Source organism: Pseudomonas sp. Xaverov 259, from assembly GCF_019352915.1.
Lineage (GTDB): Bacteria > Pseudomonadota > Gammaproteobacteria > Pseudomonadales > Pseudomonadaceae > Aquipseudomonas.
Genome location: NZ_JAAAFV010000024.1, coordinates 51,301 through 69,040, shown reverse-complemented (window position 1 = coordinate 69,040; position 17,740 = coordinate 51,301). Strand labels below are relative to the sequence as shown.

15 protein-coding genes are annotated in these 17,740 nt (G+C 60.7%); 8 read left to right on the top strand and 7 right to left on the bottom strand.

The window, feature by feature from the left end; translation table 11 throughout:
* Positions 1 to 179 precede the first annotated feature (179 nt).
* Positions 180 to 572, top strand: coding sequence for a MerR family DNA-binding transcriptional regulator (locus K0H48_RS09120; protein ID WP_017136513.1), 393 nt, complete (start codon positions 180 to 182; stop codon positions 570 to 572).
* A gap of 17 nt (positions 573 to 589) precedes the next feature.
* On the top strand, positions 590 to 1,489 hold the full coding sequence (locus tag K0H48_RS09115; RefSeq protein WP_219267221.1) for a hydroxymethylglutaryl-CoA lyase: 900 nt from the start codon (positions 590 to 592) through the stop codon (positions 1,487 to 1,489).
* Positions 1,490 to 2,165: 676 nt separating this feature from the next.
* On the opposite strand, the gene K0H48_RS09110 is transcribed toward K0H48_RS09115, so the two are convergent.
* Positions 2,166 to 3,803 carry an AMP-binding protein gene (locus tag K0H48_RS09110; protein WP_219267220.1) on the bottom strand — a complete coding sequence of 546 codons (1,638 nt, stop codon included), beginning with the start codon at positions 3,801 to 3,803 and terminating at the stop codon, positions 2,166 to 2,168.
* A 149-nt stretch (positions 3,804 to 3,952) separates the two neighbouring features.
* On the opposite strand from K0H48_RS09110, the gene K0H48_RS09105 reads away from it, so the two are divergent.
* From K0H48_RS09105 to K0H48_RS09090, 4 genes are read left to right on the top strand one after another with little or no spacing between them, the layout of a single operon-like run.
* Positions 3,953 to 5,116, top strand: a complete 1,164-nt coding sequence (locus K0H48_RS09105; protein WP_138814860.1) for an isovaleryl-CoA dehydrogenase — start codon at positions 3,953 to 3,955, stop codon at positions 5,114 to 5,116.
* 11 nt (positions 5,117 to 5,127) lie between these two features.
* The gene (locus K0H48_RS09100) at positions 5,128 to 6,735 is read left to right on the top strand and encodes a carboxyl transferase domain-containing protein (protein ID WP_219267219.1); all 1,608 of its coding nucleotides are present in this window, start codon (positions 5,128 to 5,130) and stop codon (positions 6,733 to 6,735) included.
* Between the two features lie 14 nt (positions 6,736 to 6,749).
* Positions 6,750 to 7,556, top strand: a complete 807-nt coding sequence (locus K0H48_RS09095; RefSeq protein ID WP_219267218.1) for a gamma-carboxygeranoyl-CoA hydratase — start codon at positions 6,750 to 6,752, stop codon at positions 7,554 to 7,556.
* Positions 7,553 to 9,478, top strand: a complete 1,926-nt coding sequence (locus K0H48_RS09090) for an acetyl/propionyl/methylcrotonyl-CoA carboxylase subunit alpha (protein ID WP_219267217.1) — start codon at positions 7,553 to 7,555, stop codon at positions 9,476 to 9,478. The genes K0H48_RS09095 and K0H48_RS09090 overlap by 4 nt, the downstream gene beginning before the upstream one ends.
* Here K0H48_RS09090 and K0H48_RS09085 read toward each other — a convergent pair.
* The gene (locus tag K0H48_RS09085) at positions 9,475 to 10,110 is read right to left on the bottom strand and encodes a LexA family transcriptional regulator (RefSeq protein ID WP_219267227.1); all 636 of its coding nucleotides are present in this window, start codon (positions 10,108 to 10,110) and stop codon (positions 9,475 to 9,477) included. The two genes, K0H48_RS09090 and K0H48_RS09085, sit on opposite strands and share 4 nt — an antisense overlap.
* Before the next feature lie 129 nt (positions 10,111 to 10,239).
* Here K0H48_RS09085 and K0H48_RS09080 point away from each other — a divergent pair, with 129 nt between their 5' ends.
* Both K0H48_RS09080 and K0H48_RS09075 read left to right on the top strand, forming a co-directional pair.
* A complete protein-coding gene (locus K0H48_RS09080; protein WP_219267216.1) occupies positions 10,240 to 10,590 on the top strand; it encodes a DUF3077 domain-containing protein in 351 nt (116 codons plus the stop codon).
* Positions 10,591 to 11,056: 466 nt separating this feature from the next.
* Positions 11,057 to 12,208 (top strand): M14-type cytosolic carboxypeptidase, encoded by a 1,152-nt coding sequence (locus K0H48_RS09075; protein WP_219267215.1) that lies wholly within the window; start codon positions 11,057 to 11,059, stop codon positions 12,206 to 12,208.
* 18 nt (positions 12,209 to 12,226) lie between these two features.
* Here K0H48_RS09075 and K0H48_RS09070 read toward each other — a convergent pair whose 3' ends face one another.
* From K0H48_RS09070 to K0H48_RS09050, 5 genes are all read right to left on the bottom strand, one after another.
* Positions 12,227 to 12,766, bottom strand: a complete 540-nt coding sequence (locus K0H48_RS09070) for a cytochrome b (protein WP_219267214.1) — start codon at positions 12,764 to 12,766, stop codon at positions 12,227 to 12,229.
* Positions 12,763 to 13,845 carry a catalase family peroxidase gene (locus K0H48_RS09065; RefSeq protein WP_219267213.1) on the bottom strand — a complete coding sequence of 361 codons (1,083 nt, stop codon included), beginning with the start codon at positions 13,843 to 13,845 and terminating at the stop codon, positions 12,763 to 12,765. The genes K0H48_RS09070 and K0H48_RS09065 overlap by 4 nt, the downstream gene beginning before the upstream one ends.
* Positions 13,846 to 13,965: 120 nt before the next feature.
* On the bottom strand, positions 13,966 to 14,730 hold the full coding sequence (locus K0H48_RS09060; RefSeq protein WP_219267212.1) for an enoyl-CoA hydratase-related protein: 765 nt from the start codon (positions 14,728 to 14,730) through the stop codon (positions 13,966 to 13,968).
* A gap of 42 nt (positions 14,731 to 14,772) precedes the next feature.
* Complete coding sequence (locus tag K0H48_RS09055) at positions 14,773 to 16,071, bottom strand: hypothetical protein (RefSeq protein WP_219267211.1); 1,299 nt, start codon at positions 16,069 to 16,071, stop codon at positions 14,773 to 14,775.
* Positions 16,064 to 17,644 carry an amino acid adenylation domain-containing protein gene (locus tag K0H48_RS09050; protein ID WP_219267210.1) on the bottom strand — a complete coding sequence of 527 codons (1,581 nt, stop codon included), beginning with the start codon at positions 17,642 to 17,644 and terminating at the stop codon, positions 16,064 to 16,066. The genes K0H48_RS09055 and K0H48_RS09050 overlap by 8 nt, the downstream gene beginning before the upstream one ends.
* Positions 17,645 to 17,740 lie beyond the last annotated feature (96 nt).

Here is a 17,740-nt window from a genome sequence, read left to right as displayed (position 1 = left end):
CGGTTCTGCCTGGAAAAATGAGTTGTCTTGATTGGGTCTGCTTCGCAGCCCAGCGCAGGGCAAGCCTGCTCGCCACAGATTGCTCCCTCGCCACAGGATAAGTGTCCATGCGGGCTATTTGCTTGACGTAAACGTCAACCTGCCTTTAGCTTAGCGCCAAGACCTTCTTGAGCGCCCCCATGAGCACGACCTACAGCATCTCCGACCTCGCGCGCGAGCTCGACATCACCACCCGCGCCATTCGCTTCTACGAAGAACAAGGCCTGCTGGCCCCGGAGCGCCGGGGCCAGGAGCGCATTTACTCGGCGCGCGACAAGGTCAGCCTCAAGTTGATCCTGCGCGGCAAGCGCATCGGCTTCTCCCTGGCCGAATGCCGTGAGCTGATCGAACTCTACGACCCTACCAGCGGCAACCATATCCAGCTCAACAGCATGCTGGCCAAAATCGCCGAGCGCCGTGAGCAGCTTGAGCAACAGATGCTCGATATCGAACAGATGAAGCTGGAACTGGACACCGCCGAAGAGCGCTGCACCCAGGCGCTGGCGCAAACCATGAACCCGGTGGGTCCATAAACACAAGGTAGCTGCCCATGTCTCTCCCCTCTTTTGTGCGCCTGGTGGAAGTCGGCCCGCGCGACGGTTTGCAGAACGAAGCCCAACCGATCAGCGTGGCCGACAAGGTTCAACTGGTGGACGCACTCAGCGCAGCCGGCTTGAGTTATATCGAAGTCGGCAGTTTTGTCTCGCCCAAATGGGTGCCGCAGATGGCCGGCTCTGCCGAGGTGTTTGCGCAGATCCAGCGCAAGCCCGGCGTGACCTATGGCGCGCTGGCGCCCAACCTGCGTGGCTTTGACGATGCGCTGGCGGCGGGCGTGAAGGAAGTCGCGGTGTTTGCGGCGGCGTCCGAGGCGTTTTCCCAGCGCAATATCAACTGCTCCATCAGCGAAAGCCTGGAGCGCTTTGCGCCGATCATGGCGGCCGCCAAACAGCACGGCATCAGCGTGCGCGGCTATGTGTCGTGTGTGTTGGGTTGCCCTTACGAAGGCCAGATTGCGCCGCAACAAGTCGCGGCAGTAGCGCGCGAACTCTATGCCATGGGCTGTTATGAAGTGTCGCTGGGCGACACCATCGGCACCGGCACCGCAGGCGCCACACGGCGGTTGTTCGACGTGGTTGGGGCGCAGGTGCCACGGGACAAACTGGCCGGGCATTTCCATGACACCTATGGCCAGGCAATCGCGAATATCTACGCCAGCCTGCTTGAGGGCATCACGGTGTTCGACAGCTCTATTGCGGGCCTGGGCGGTTGCCCTTACGCCAAAGGCGCCAGCGGTAACGTCGCCACCGAAGATGTGGTGTACCTGCTCGACGGCCTGGGTATCAACACCGGTATCGATCTTGCGGCATTGATTCGTGCAGGTTTGCAGATCAGTAACGTGCTGGGTCGAGCGACGGGATCACGAGTTGCCAAGGCACGTAACGCCGGTTGAGTAGCTTAGCCGTGACAATGTGTTACCGCACGGCTACACATCGAGTAACACGGGAACATATTTTGTCGTATTCACCGTAGGTAAAATCCCACACAAAAATCAAACCATTGATTTTAAAGGGATTTCAAAAGTTGGCACGGCTCCTGCTATCTCTATGGCATAACAAGAATAAAAAGCGCCAAACCTAATAAAAATAAGACGAAACGACTCTGACATAACAAAAACAACACGGCAGAGACGCAGCTAACAGATTTTTTTGAAGAAGATGTGCTTCGCAGGGTACGGCGTGCCGACACCCGCAACCGGTTAGAGAAAAATAAAACTACCTCAGGTAGCTACCACTGGTTGGATCGTTAACGAAGAAGCAGATCAGCGTTCAAAAAAATACGTTTGCTCTTGACCCCGGATGGGGGTCGCACAAAACAGCGGTAAAGGGTAACGGTTGCCAAAAACAACAACAGACCGCCCCTCAATAATAAAAAAAGAGCACGCAACGACAAATTAAAGGGGACCTTCGGGTCCCCTTTGTGCTTTCTGCATATCAACAATTCGTTGATCCACCTCGGTCAACCTGTGGGAGCGGGCTTGCTCGCGAATGCGGCGTATCAGTCACCGCATAAGTTAGCTGACAGACCGCATTCGCGAGCAAGCCCGCTCCCACACTGGTTCTGTGTCGTCAGGTAGAACGTGTTCGCAGCTCCTCGATCGAAATTTCGCGCATGCGGAATTTCTGGATCTTGCCCGTCACCGTCATCGGAAACTCATCCACAAACTTGAAGTGCTTGGGCGTCTTGAAGTGCGCAATACGGCCCTTGCACCAGGTTTGCAGCTCCAGCTCGTTGGCCGCATGGCCCGGGTGAAATTTGACCCAGGCGACGATCTCTTCGCCGTAACGCGCATCCGGAATGCCGATGATCTGCACATCGGCCACCGCCGGGTGGGTGAAGAAAAACTCCTCCAGTTCACGCGGGTACACGTTCTCACCGCCGCGAATGATCATGTCCTTGTTGCGCCCGGCGATACACACGTAGCCGTGATCATCCATGCTCGCCAGGTCGCCGGTATGCATCCAGCCGGCGTCATCAATTGTTTCGCGGGTGCCTTCGGGGTTGTTCCAATAGCCGAGCATCACGCTGTAGCCACGGGTGCAGAGTTCACCAATCTGGCCACGGGGCACGGTGTTACCGGCCTCGTCGATGATTTTGTTTTCGAGCTGCGGCTGGGTGCGGCCAACGGTGGTCACGCGCCGCTCCAAATCGTCATCGGCGCCGGTCTGCAACGACACCGGGCTGGTTTCGGTCATGCCATAGGCGATCTGCACTTCACCCATGTGCAACTCGCTGATGACCCGGCGCATCACCTCGATGGGGCACGTGGCGCCGGCCATGATGCCGGTGCGCAAGGTGGCCAGGTCGAATTCGCTGCGACGCGGGTGATCCAGCAGCGCAATAAACATGGTCGGCACGCCGTACAGGCCGGTGGCGCGTTCTTCGCAGACGGCAGTGAGCGTCAGCAGCGGGTCGAAACCGTCATTGGGGTAAATCATGGTGGTGCCGTGGGTGATGCAGCCGAGGTTGCCCATGACCATGCCAAAGCAGTGATACAGCGGCACCGGGATCACCAGGCGGTCCTGCGCAGTGAGGCCCAGGCTTTCGCCGACCATGTAACCGTTATTAAGTATGTTGTGGTGACTGAGGGTCGCGCCCTTGGGGAAGCCGGTGGTGCCGGAGGTGTACTGGATATTGACGGCTTGATCGAAGTGCAGGCTGGCTTGGCGACTATAAAGCTGCTCGGGCGGGATGCCAGCGCCGAGGGCCGCCAACTGCGACCAGGGCATAAATCCCGTTGGCGGGCTGAGGTCCAGGCTGATGAGGCCGCGCACGTCGGGCTTAAGCTCCTGCAACATGGCGTGGTAATCGGAGCCCTTGAACGAGCCGGCGCACACCAACCAATCGCAGCCGGACTGTTTGAGTACGTAGTCCAGCTCACTGCTGCGGTAGGCCGGGTTGATATTCACCAGGATCACCCCGAGCTTGGCGCTGGCGATTTGGGTGATGCACCACTCGGCACAATTGGGCGCCCAGATGCCCAGGCGATCGCCGGTTTGCATGCCCAGAGCGAGGAACGCACGGGCGTGCAAATCCACGGTCTCGGCCAACTTCCGCCAGGTGTAGCGGCGTTGCTGATGGCGCACCACCAAGGCTTCGCCATCGGGGTAGTGCGCCACGGTGTGGTCGAAAGCCTGACCGATGGTCATGGCCAGCAAGGTCTTGTCCTGGGAGCCACGGCTGTAGCTCGGGTGCGGTTGATCCATAACGACCCCTGTTGTCTTTTTTGTAGGTTGACGTAAACGTAAACTACGATTGACAGCGCCGTAACGCAAGCTTACGTTAACGTAAAGGTGAGCGCCCTCCCCCGCGCCCCGCCCACACAACAACAAAGCTCACATTAAGGTGCCTGTCCATGAGTTACCCGTCCCTGAACTTCGCCCTCGGTGAAACCATCGACATGCTGCGCGACCAGGTGCAGTCGTTCGTGGCGAAGGAGATCGCGCCCCGCGCGGCCCAGATCGACATCGACAACCTGTTCCCCGCCGACCTGTGGCGCAAGTTCGGGGACATGGGCCTTTTGGGCATCACCGTGCCGGAAGAATACGGCGGCGCCGGCCTGGGTTACCTGGCGCATGTAGTGAGCATGGAAGAAATCAGCCGTGGTTCGGCGTCGGTGGCGCTGTCCTACGGCGCGCACTCCAACCTGTGCGTCAACCAGATCAACCGCAACGGCAATCACGAGCAAAAGCTTAAATACCTGCCGAAACTGATCAGCGGCGAGCACGTGGGTGCCCTGGCCATGAGCGAACCGAATGCCGGCTCCGACGTAGTCTCGATGAAGCTGCGTGCCGACAAGCGCGGTGACCACTATGTGCTCAACGGCAGCAAGACCTGGATCACCAACGGCCCCGACGCCAACACCTACGTGATCTACGCCAAGACCGACCTGGAAAAAGGTCCCCACGGCATCACCGCGTTTATCGTCGAACGCGACTCGAAAGGCTTCAGCCGCAGCAACAAGTTCGACAAGCTGGGCATGCGCGGCTCCAACACCTGCGAACTGTTTTTCGATGACGTCGAGGTGCCCGAAGAAAACATCCTCGGCGTGCTCAACGGCGGCGTCAAAGTGCTGATGAGCGGCCTGGACTACGAGCGCGTGGTGCTCTCGGGCGGCCCTACCGGGATCATGCAAGCGTGCATGGACCTGATCGTGCCCTACATCCACGACCGCAAGCAGTTCGGCCAGAGCATCGGCGAATTCCAGCTGATCCAGGGCAAAGTCGCCGACATGTACACCCAACTCAACGCCAGCCGCGCCTACCTCTATGCGGTGGCCCAGGCCTGCGAACGTGGCGAAACCACGCGCAAGGACGCCGCCGGGGTGATCCTCTACAGCGCCGAACGCGCCACGCAAATGGCCCTGGACGCGATCCAGATTCTCGGCGGCAATGGCTACATCAATGAATTCCCTGCCGGGCGCCTGCTGCGTGACGCCAAGCTGTACGAAATCGGCGCCGGCACCAGTGAGATTCGCCGGATGCTGATCGGTCGCGAACTCTTCAACGAAACCCGCTGAAGGAGCGCCCCATGGCCATCTTGCACACCCAGTTAAACCCCCGTTCAGCGGAGTTCGCCAACAACAGCGCGGCGATGCTTCAACAGGTCGACGCCCTGCACACCTTGCTTGCCCATGTGCAACAAGGCGGCGGCGCCAAGGCCCAGGAACGGCACACCTCGCGCGGCAAACTGCTGCCCCGTGAGCGTATCAACCGCTTGCTCGACCCTGGCTCAGCGTTCCTGGAACTCAGCCAACTGGCGGCGCATCAGGTGTACGGCGAAGACGTGCCGGCGGCCGGCGTGATCGCCGGGATCGGCCGTGTGGAGGGCGTGGAATGCATGATCGTCGCCAACGACGCCACGGTCAAAGGCGGCTCGTACTACCCCCTCACGGTAAAAAAACATCTGCGCGCGCAAACCATCGCCGAGCAGAACCGCCTGCCGTGTATTTACCTGGTGGACTCCGGTGGCGCCAACCTGCCGCGTCAGGACGAGGTATTCCCAGACCGCGAGCACTTCGGGCGAATCTTCTTCAACCAGGCCAACATGAGCGCCCAGGGCATCCCGCAAATCGCCGTCGTGATGGGCTCCTGTACCGCCGGTGGGGCTTATGTGCCAGCCATGGCCGACGAAGCGATCATGGTGCGCCAGCAAGCCACGATCTTCCTCGCCGGACCGCCGTTGGTAAAAGCCGCGACCGGCGAAGTGGTCAGCGCCGAAGACCTGGGCGGTGCCGATGTGCACTGCAAGATCTCCGGCGTGGCCGACCACTATGCCGACAGCGATGAACATGCACTGGCCCTGGCCCGACGCAGCGTGGCCAACCTCAACTGGCGCAAGCAGGGTCAGTTAGTGCAACGCCCGCCCGTGGCGCCGTTGTACAGCAGCGAAGAGTTGTACGGCGTTATCCCGGCCGATGCCAAGCAGCCGTTCGATGTGCGCGAAGTGATCGCGCGGCTGGTAGATGGCTCGGTATTCGATGAGTTCAAGGCGCTGTTCGGCACCACGCTGGTGTGTGGTTTTGCGCACCTGCACGGCTACCCTATTGCGATTCTGGGCAACAACGGGATTCTGTTCGCCGAAGCCGCGCAAAAAGGCGCGCACTTTATCGAACTGGCCTGCCAGCGCGGGATTCCGTTGCTGTTTTTGCAGAACATCACCGGGTTTATGGTTGGCCAGAAGTACGAAGCCGGTGGCATCGCCAAGCACGGCGCCAAGCTGGTCACGGCGGTGGCCTGCGCCAAGGTGCCCAAGTTCACGGTGATCATCGGTGGCAGTTTTGGCGCCGGCAACTACGGCATGTGCGGCCGCGCCTATGACCCGCGCTTTCTGTGGATGTGGCCGAATGCACGCATCGGCGTGATGGGGGCCGAACAGGCCGCCGGCGTGCTGGTACAGGTCAAGCGCGAACAGGCCGAGCGCGCGGGCAATGCGTTCAGCGCCGAAGAAGAAGCCGCGATCAAGCAGCCGATTCTCGACCAGTACGAAACCCAGGGCCACCCCTACTACTCCAGCGCACGTTTGTGGGATGACGGTGTAATTGACCCGCAGCAGACCCGTGACGTGCTGGCGCTGGCGCTGTCCGCCGCGCTGAATGCCCCCATCGAGCCGAGCCGCTTCGGCGTGTTCCGCATGTAAATGGAGCTGTACCCATGAGCGATTTCAACACCCTCGAACTGGTCACCGACAGCCGTGGTTTCGCCACGCTGTGGCTCAGTCGTGAAGCCAAGAACAACGCGTTCAATGCGCAGATGATCCGCGAACTGATCATCGCCCTAGACCATGTGCAGGCCGATGCGTCCCTGCGGTTTCTGCTGCTGCGCGCACGCGGCAAGCACTTCAGCGCCGGCGCAGACCTGGCCTGGATGCAACAGTCGGCTGAGCTGGATTACCACACCAACCTGGACGACGCCCGCGAACTGGCCGAATTGATGTACAACCTGGCCAAGTTGAAAATCCCGACCCTGGCGGTGGTGCAAGGCGCAGCTTACGGCGGCGCGCTGGGCTTGATCAGTTGCTGCGACATGGCCATTGGCGCCGATGACGCGCAGTTCTGCCTGTCGGAAGTGCGCATCGGCCTGGCCCCGGCGGTGATCAGCCCGTTCGTGGTGCAGGCCATCGGCGAGCGTGCCGCGCGGCGCTATGCGCTGACGGCCGAGCGTTTTGGCGGCCAGCGTGCGCGCGAAATCGGCCTGCTGGCGGAAAGTTACCCGGCCACCGAGTTGGATGCGCAAGTGGAACTATGGATCGCCAACCTGTTGCAAAACAGCCCGGCGGCCATGCGCGCCAGCAAGGATTTGCTGCGTGAAGTCGGCAACGGCGCCCTCACCCCGGCACTGCGTCGGTATTGCGAAAATGCCATCGCGCGAATTCGCGTGAGCGCCGAGGGCCAGGAAGGCTTGCGCGCGTTCCTGCAAAAACGCCCGCCCAGTTGGCAAGCGCAGGAGCCACGTTCATGAGCACACTGACCACTGTGCTGGTGGCCAACCGCGGCGAAATCGCTTGCCGAGTGATGCGCACCGCCAAAGCGATGGGCCTGACCACCGTGGCGGTCCACAGCGCCACCGACCGCGATGCGCGCCATAGCCGCGAGGCCGATATTCGGGTCGACCTGGGGGGCAGCAAGGCCACCGACAGTTACCTGCAAATCGACAAACTGATCGCCGCCGCCCACGCCAGTGGCGCGCAGGCGATCCATCCGGGTTACGGCTTTCTGTCGGAGAACGCCGGCTTTGCCCGTGCGATTGAAGCCGCTGGCCTTGTTTTCCTCGGCCCGCCCGCCTCGGCCATCGATGCCATGGGCAGCAAATCTGCGGCCAAGGCGTTGATGGAAACCGCCGGGGTGCCGCTGGTGCCGGGTTATCACGGTGAAGCCCAAGACCTGGAAACCTTCCGCGACGCCTGCGAACGCATCGGCTACCCGGTGCTGCTCAAGGCCACGGCCGGCGGCGGCGGCAAGGGTATGAAGGTGGTCGAGGAGGTTAGCCAGTTGGCCGAAGCCTTGGCTTCGGCCCAGCGTGAAGCACTGTCGTCCTTCGGCAATGGGCAGATGCTGGTGGAGAAATACCTGCTCAAACCACGCCACGTGGAGATTCAGGTGTTTGCCGACCAGCACGGCCATTGCCTGTACCTCAATGAGCGCGACTGCTCCATTCAACGTCGCCATCAAAAGGTGGTGGAAGAAGCCCCCGCACCGGGCTTGAGTGCCGAGCAGCGTAAGGCCATGGGTGAGGCGGCCGTGCGTGCGGCCCAGGCAATTGGCTATGTGGGCGCTGGCACCGTGGAGTTCCTGCTGGACGCGCGTGGCGAGTTCTTCTTCATGGAGATGAACACGCGGCTGCAGGTGGAACATCCGGTGACCGAGGCGATTACCGGCCTTGATCTGGTCGCGTGGCAGATTCGTGTGGCTCAGGGCGAGCCGCTGCCGATCACCCAGGATCAGGTGCCGTTGATCGGCCATGCGATTGAAGTGCGCTTGTACGCCGAAGACCCGGCCAATGATTTCCTGCCGGCCACCGGCCACCTGGCGCTGTACCGAGAATCTTCGCCGGGGCCGGGCCGTCGCGTCGACAGCGGTGTAGAGCAAGGCGACAACGTTTCGCCCTTCTATGACCCGATGCTCGGCAAGCTGATCGCCTGGGGCGAAGACCGCGAACAGGCACGCCTGCGCCTGGTAAGTATGCTCGACGAGTTCGCAGTAGGCGGGCTCAAGACCAACCTCGGTTTTTTGCGGCGCATCATCGGCCATCCGGCGTTTGCGGCGGCTGAACTCGATACCGGGTTTATCCCGCGCTATCAGGATGAGCTGCTGCCAGCGCCCGGTGCTTTAAGCGATGAGTTCTGGCAGGCGGCGGGTGCGGCGTTTATACAGAGCCAACCCGCCGGTGATGGCCCGTGGGCGGATACCCGAGGTTTTCGTGCCGGGTTGCCTGCGCAAGTATCGTTGCATTTGAGCTGCGCCGGGCAGGACCGGCTGGTGACGTTGCAGGGCGGCGTCGCGCAGTTGCGTGGCGATCAATTGCTGATCGAACACCAGGGCGTACGCCGCACGCATCTGGCGGTGCGCAGCGAAGGCATTCTGTACCTGCGCTGGGACGGCCAGATGCAGGCCGTCAGCCTGTTTGACCCGATTGCTGCGGTCGAGGCCAACCAGACTACTCAAGGCGGCCTCACGGCGCCGATGAACGGCAGCATCGTGCGGGTGCTGGTGGATGTGGGCCAGAGCGTCGAGGCCGGCACTCAACTGGTGGTGCTGGAGGCCATGAAGATGGAGCACAGCATCCGCGCGCCCCTGGCCGGGGTGGTCAAGGCGCTGTTTTGCCAGGAAGGCGAAATGGTCGCCGAAGGCAGCGCTCTGGTAGAGCTGGAAGCCGCGGGCTAGAACTTCGCCGTGGCTTGCACCACCACTCCGAGGATTCGGCACGCGTCGGTGAACCGCTGTTTGGGATAAGTCGGGTTGAGCGGCACCAGGTAAAGCTGGCCGCTCTCTTCGATCAATTGGCGAAAGGTCGCCTGGGTGCTGTCGGGCCATTGCGCGACCACCAGCTTGCCGGGTTCGGGTTCGATGGCCGGGTCCACCAGGATCATCATGCCCGCACCAATGCTCAGCCCGCTGGGCGCGGTCATGGCATCGCCCGTTACGGGCAGCCAGAAGGCTTCACCCTGGGCGTGGTAATCGGTCAGTTCGAAACGTGCCGCGCCGTAAGCGGGGCGCTCTTCGCGGATTTCGCAGACGCCCTTCCAGTCGCTGACCGGGTAGCGGAAGTACGGGTTGTAGTGTTTTTCCAGCACTGGCGTTTCGTCGGCCTTTTCGCGAATCTCCAGCGCGACTTCCAGGTAGCCGAGCCCCAGCTCGGCCAGCACCCGGTTCATGTCCGCCAGGCTTGGCACACGACGCTTATTGAGCCAATGGCCGACGCCGCCCTGGGACATGCCCAAGCGTTCGGCCAGTTCATCCTGCGTGACCTTGCGGTCTTTCATGTTGGCTTTGACCAACGCTATCCAGTTATCCATGGGCGTGACGATACGTTGCGCAGTGGCCACGACAATAAACAGTTTGTAGTAATCCATCAAATGACATAAATACGATTCGTATTACTATCAGGTGCAGGTTTTCAACGTCCAGACAGAGTAATCGCCCTCATGATGACCCTCCCGAATCACCTGCCCAGCACGCCCGAAACCGACGAACTGCTGACGCTGCGCAGCAGTGGCGCCGCACAACGGGCACTCGATTATTACTTGAAAGAAGATGTATCGGCACCCACGCCAGACCCGGCTTTTTTTGACATCCGGCCCGGCATCAGCCAGGAAGACGCCCTGGTGCACGCATCGGACCTGCTACGCAGTGCGGCGGCTGCCGCTTACGAATCGGCAAGTAGCCGGCAAGGCAATCAGCGCGACCTGGCCTTTTCGGTGGTGTATTTGATTGATATGGCCAAAGCGATGGTGGAGCAGGCATTGCACGTGCCCGCTGCCCAGGCGAACGCCTGACAGGCACGAAAGAAAAATATTTCTATCCCAGGGATAAAAACATTTGACTTGCAAATGATAATGATTATTATTGGACCCAGCTGATCGCGAGATCAGTCGATAGACCAAGGGACCTTAGGTCGGACTCTTGGAATATCTCCTCATCAGGCTAATCACGGTTTTTGACCCGGCTCTTTGGCCGGGTCTTTTTTTTGCCAGTTTTTCTGGCGTGGCTTCAGGCTAATGAAGACTGTGTGTTGCTTGATGGCGCGCATGGTAGCAAAAGAGCATCGCCAAAAGAAAGCCGATCGAACGCTCTAGCCCGGATCTTTGCGAAATAGCGCTTGAGAATCAATCTCATAGATTCTAAGCTGCTGCGGCGTCAAGGACGACGCCCCCTTCCCCCGTGCAACAATTTTGCACCAAGATTTTGCCTCTCTCCTGTGTAAGATATCCGCCACAACAATCATACGCAGGCAGCCAGACCATGACAGTGGCCTTGACCTCTATCAAGATCAGCACCGACTTCGACAGCGGCAATATCCAGGTCCTGGATGCCAGCGACGCTTACCAGTTGTTGCTGGCGATCAAACCCGATACCCGCAGCGCACACTTCCAATGGTTTCACTTCAAGGCCGAAGGCATGCATGTGGGCCATACCCACACCTTCCGCCTGAGCAACGCCAGCCATTCGTCGTATAAAAACGCCTGGAGCGGCTACAACGCCGTGGCGTCCTACGACCACGTCAACTGGTTCCGTGTGCCCACGCGCTTTGATGGCGATACCTTGCATATCAGCCTGGAGACCCGCGAGAAGCAAGCCTGGTTCGCCTACTTCGAACCTTACAGCCGTGAGCGTCACGACTGGCTGATCGAACAGGCGTTGAGCCGCGCCGGTACCCAACTGCTCGCCACCGGCAAAAGCGCCGAGGGCCGTGATATCCAATTGCTACGCCGCGGCAAAGGTGGCGAAGGCCAGCGCAAGGTGTGGATCATCGCCCAGCAGCATCCCGGCGAACACATGGCTGAATGGTTTATGGAAGGCGTCATCGAGCGCCTGCAACAGGACGGTGATGCTGAGCTGAAAAAACTCCTGGCCGTGTCCGACCTGTACCTGATACCCAACATGAACCCCGATGGCGCCTTCCATGGGCACCTGCGCACCAATGCCATGGGCCAGGACCTCAACCGCGCCTGGCAGAACGCCAGCGAGGCGCTCACCCCGGAAGTGCTGTTCGCCCAGCAGCAGATGGAGAAATACGGCGTCGACCTGTTTCTCGATATCCATGGCGATGAAGAAATCCCCTACGTATTCACCGCTGGCTGCGAAGGCAACCCCGGCTACACGCCGCGTATCGAAGCACTGGAAAAAACCTTCCGCAGCCATTTGAGCGGCCTGACCCGCGACTTCCAGACCACCCACGGCTACACCCGCGACCTGCCGGGCGAAGCCAACATGACCCTGGCCTGCAATGCTGTTGGCCAGCAGTACGACTGCCTGTCGCTGACCCTGGAGATGCCTTTCAAGGACAACGACGACGCCCCCAACCTGAAAACCGGTTGGTCCGGTGAGCGCTCCAAACAACTGGGCAAGGACGTGTTAAGCAGCGTGGCACATATCGTCACCACCCTGCGCTGACCCGCCCTGCCCCCGGCATCAGCCTTTGGTGCCGGTCATGCTTTGCAGCACACCATCACGGCGAATCAGTCCGTGGAACAACGCCGCCGCCAGGTGCAACAGCACCGTCAGAAACAACAGGTAGGCCAGGTAGCCATGGGCCTTGCGCAGCAGCGCAAATAACGGTGCATTGGCGGATACCAATGCCGGCAACTGCACCGAACTGCTGAGCATCACCGGGTCACCGGCCGCTGAAATCATCGCCCAGCCCAGCAGCGGCAATACCAGCATCAACGCATACAACACTACGTGGGACGCCTTGGCCGCCAGCACTTGCCACAGCGGCAGGTCAACCGGCAGCGGCGGTTGCCGGGTGGAAAAGCGCACCACCAGTCGCACGATCACCAACGCCAGAATCGCGATACCCAGCGGCTTGTGCAGGTGAATCAGCCACTCGTGGCGCTCCGATACCGATGCCGCCATGCCCGCGCCGATAAACAACATGGCAATCACCATCAGCGCCATCAGCCAATGCAGCAAGCGCGCCAGCGGCGCGAAGAACCGTGGTTGGGCATTCATGGCTTCGACTCCTGAGGGGCACTGTGCAGCGGGCTGACTTCGCCAGCGCGGCGTACATAAGAACTGGCATAGGCGGCCGAACGTGCAGCCAGCAGCGGGTCATTGGAGGCTTGGATACCACTGGGAAGAATCAGCGGGTCAAAGTTGATATCGCGGCAATCGCCGTCAGCTTGCGGCTGGCTGCTTTGCAGCACCAGGGTACCGGCGTTGAGCACCTTGTGCTCGCCGGTCCAGGCTTTACTGGCGTCGTCCAGCGGGTCGCCGGGGTTGGCCAGGGTCATGCTCAATTGCCAACGCAGCGGGCCTGCCGCCAAGCGCTGTACCAAGTCTTTTTCGAGGAAATCCGCCCCGGATGGCGCAGTATCTCCCGCCGCATCCTGGCTTTGTGGCACTACGCCCCAACGCACCGCCTGGCGCTGGCCATCGGCATTTACCAGGTAAAAGGCATTGATGCCGTTGTAGGTTTCGGTCGCGTAACTGGCCGAGGGCTTGGCGGTCTTGACCCACGCCAGGAACGGCGCCGTCTCGGGGTGCGCGGCAAAAAACGCCGGCATACTGGCCGGGTTCGGCTTGCCGGTGGCCGGCTCGGGTGCGCCGGCCTTGAGCATCTGGTAAAACGCCTCAGGCGTGCCCACCGGGAACACCGGCATGCTGTTCATCCCCGTGCGCCATTGCTGGCCATTGGCCTGGCTGAACTGCAAGGCGAAACTGCGGATCGGCACACTGCTGTCCGGCGCGTAAGGGTTGCCGCTGGGCAAGGCGAATCGACCGATTACCGGGGTTTTCGCCGCGCTGAACACCTGGGCACTGGAGTAAGCGCGCGCCTCCGGGCTGCTCTCGAAGTAACCGGCCACACACACGCCCTTGGCATGGTTACGCCGAAACCCAGGGTGTACACCGTTATTGGTTTCCAAGGCATTGACCAGGGTTTTGGGACGCAGGCGCTGTGGGTCAAGCGTGCCATTGACGTAGGCGAACGCCCCGGCAACGACAGCCACTACACCGCCAATACACGCCAGCCTGACTAACAAACTGGCGGTACTGAGGGGCGTACGTGGCGGCGATGAGTGATCTACCATGAAAAACTCCAGGGCACGTGGCCGCAGGGAAAATGAACTATGAGACGAATCCCACGTAGGTCTATTCCCTCGTCACTGTAGTTTTTTTCAGAGCAGATGCGCCGCGAGCCGAGCGCTCTTTTACACCGCGTTGAACACTGCCGGGCGTTTGTTCAAAAATGCCTGCATGCCCTCCTGCTGATCAGGCGTCGCGAACAACTGGTGAAACAGCCGGCGCTCCAGGCGCACGCCATCGTGTAGCCCAAGTTCCAAGGCTTGCTCAACCGCCTCCCGCGCCGCCCGCGTGGCGGTACGCGAGAACCCGGCGATCTGCGCAGCCACCAGCAGTGTCTGCGCCAACAAATCGGCCGTCGGGTACACACGTGCCACCAACCCCGCCTGTTCCGCCTCTTGAGCCGTCATCGGCCGACCGGTCAACACCATGTCCATGGTCTTGGCCTTGCCGATCAGCCCGGTCAAGCGCTGGGTCGCGCCCATGCCGGGGATAACCCCCAGCTTGATTTCCGGCTGGGCAAACGTCGCCGTATCGGCGGCAAAAATCATGTCGCACATCATCGCCAGCTCACAACCGCCGCCAAACGCGTAGCCGCCAACAGCAGCAATCGTTGGCGTGCGCAGGCGGGTAAAGGCTTCCCAGCCGACGAAATAGTCCTCGTTAAGCATGTCCAGGTAAGACTTGGCGCTCATCTCCTTGATATCGGCCCCGGCAGCAAAATAGTCGGACGTACCGGTGATAACAAAACAGCCGATCTGCGGGTCTTGGTCCAGTGCCTCCAGACGGCTGATCAACTCCGTCATCAGTGCCGAACTCAGCGCATTCTTGACCTGCGGGCGATTAAGCCTGACCAGCACTACCCGGTCATGACGTTCTACTACTACATTCATAAACACCTCTGCTGATTAATTTCGAGCCTCAATGTCGCGGTGTCAGGAATCCCATATCGCGCCATACGCGGGTATGCCGCGGGCTTCCATCTCGTGCACCACACGCTGGGTCAACGCTTGGTTGGCAATACAGATCACCGCTTCCACACCGAAGGTTTGCACAGCGCCATAGGCCAACTGCACCAGGTCCGGCTTGCCCCGTTCATCGGTGTCCCAGATCAATGCTCCAGGTTGCGCCCGCAGGATTTCGTCGACCAGCTCATCGCCATAGGTCTTGCGCGGGCTGCGGGTGGACCAGATCAACTGGATCGGCACCTGGGCGGCGAGCAAATGCGGCATGACCGGGCCGATACCGCTGCCGGTGGCGATGTACACCACTGACTTGAACAGAGTTTCGACATTGGCGACGCCCGCCGTGGTGATGCCCTTGACCCAGACGTGGCTGGGCAAGTCTTCGATGAAGCGCCCGGTCCAGTCACCGGCGCGGGAAATGATCAGGCGAAACCCCGCCTCGCCCGGCGCGGGGATATTGGCAAATGAGTGCCACTCCAGCAGAGGGTGGCGGCTGATCGCAGTTGAGGACCCCGCGAAGGGCGTGGTGTGGCTGAAGCGCGTAATGACCGCATGCCCGGAAGGCCGGATATGTTCAACGGCGACCTTGCGCAGGCGCAACCACGGCAAGACGATGCTCAGCGTCAACAGCACCAGCATCCAGAATGACCCACTGTGTAACAGGCGGGTTGAAGTTTCGCTGGACGCCAGTAACGTCAGTGCCCAGAACAACAGCAGCGCGCTCCAGCCGGCGAACCGATGGACTCGCTCGAAGCCATTGTGAAATCGGTTGCGAATCCACGGCTGCGCCATGATCACCATCAACAGCAGCAGGCCGAGCAACACACCAGTAAGCCACATCCAGGCTAACGACACGCTGTCGGGCTGACGCAGATAACGTGCAACCTGAATACCGACCATCGCCATGAACCAGGCCGTAGCCGCCAGGGCCGCGCCACTGTGCAACCCGCCAAAATGGTAGACCTTGGCCGCACTGCGGCGCACGCGCAATGGCCAGGTGACAGGCACGCGGGTGGCCAGCCAAAACAGCGCATTGACCAGGTATTGCTGGCGAATCAGGATGGCCAACGACAGGTTGATCAACACCAGATTCGAAAGCGTTTCAACCGTAACGCCATGGAAATCGACAGCCAGCAGCGCAAACACCGCATTAACCATCAACACCAGTGCTGCCAGGCGGTTGTAGTAGGAAAACGCTGGCAATGAGCTCCAGCGACGCCACAGTGCCGGCTTGGGCGGCACAACGGTACGGGTCAATGCATCAATCATGCTGGGCCACCTCGGCTGCGACGGCCTGCTGCAGCAGCACAGCTTTGTCGATCTTGCCCCTGGCGGTCAGCGGAAAATGCTCCACCGCGTAGATGGATGTCGGCACGCAGTAGTAAGCCAGGCGCTCCTGGCAACGGGCTCGGCACGATTGAACATTCGCACTGGCAGGCGAGACGAAAGCCACCAGGGTGCGGGTGTCCAACTTCAATGTGACCGCCCGCATGCAGCCATCGCCAGCTTCCAGGGCTGTGGATACAGCGTCCAGTTCCACACGAAAGCCACGCACTTTCACCTGATCATCGACGCGCCCCAAGTGTTCCAGTTGACCGTCTGCCGTCCAGCGCCCCAGGTCCCGTGTGCGAAACATCATGGCGTCCCCTCCCATAAAAGGGTCCGGGCGATAGCGCTCCTGGGTCAGCGCGGTATTGTTCAAGTAACCGACCGTTACCCCGACGCCGCCGGCCCACATTTCACCGGTTTCACCCAGTTCACAGGCACGGCCGTGTTCGTCGAGCACATACACGGTGTTATTCGGAGTCGGTTTGCCGATGGTCAACAACGTGCCGGGCACATGCCGGTGCAACGTGTTGACGATGGTGGTTTCGGTAGGCCCGCAGCCGTTGTAGAAGGTGCATTGCTCGGCCCAACGGTCGGCCAGTACCTGGGAACAGGGCTCTCCCGCGACGGCGACCACTTGGAGGTCAGGACATTGCGTGGGGTCAAGGTTCGCCAGTATCGAGGGGGTGGCGATCAGCACGTGGCATTGCGCAGCGGTTTGCGCAATGTCCTTATCACGAATCAGCAAAGTCGCCCCATGGGCCAGGCAACCGAGGATTTCCCAGGCCGCCATATCAAAGCCGATGTTGAGGATTTGCCCCACGTTACGGCCCGGTGCCATGCCCATCTGTCCCGGCTGCGTGAGCAAGATGTTGCATACGTTGCGGTGGCTGACACACACGCCGTTGGGCCGCCCGGTCGTGCCGGAAGTGAACAGCACGAAGCAAAGGTCATCGGTGTCGCCGGCAGCGACTACAGGGGCGTTGTCCTCGGCGATAAAGGGCTCTTCGGCGAGGAAACTGTCCAGGCACAGGCTGCGCGGGGCCGCATCGGCCGGCAGGCGATCGGCCAGGTTCGACAAGGTCAGAATCACGGGACTGGTCAACGACTCCAGCACCATGCCCAATTGCACGGTCGGCACGATTCTGGCGTCTTGAGGCACATACGCAGCTCCAGTTTTCAACACCGCCAGAAGCCCTACCAGCATGGCGATCGAACGCTCGACAAACAGCCCCACTGTGTCACCGCGCTTAACGCCCAGCTTAATCAGACGCGCGGCCAATCGGTTGGCTTGACGGTTGAGTTGTTCGTAACTGATACGCTGTCCCGCCCACACTGCAGCGATTGCCTGGGGCGTCAACGCCGCTTGCGTTTCGATCGCCAGGTGCACACTGCCATAGGCAGGCTTGGCCCAAATACCACAGCCCCATTGCTCAAACACCACACGTTGGGCGGCAGGCAAATGGGCCAGAGCGGCTCGGGAAAAGAACTGTTTGTCGGTCGGAGAAAATGTCATGCACACACCCTCATCAATGAACTGCGCGAAAGTGTTCGCGGCGGTTACATGGATTGATTGAGCGGTGGAAACGGTATTACAGGTCCGTATACAGAG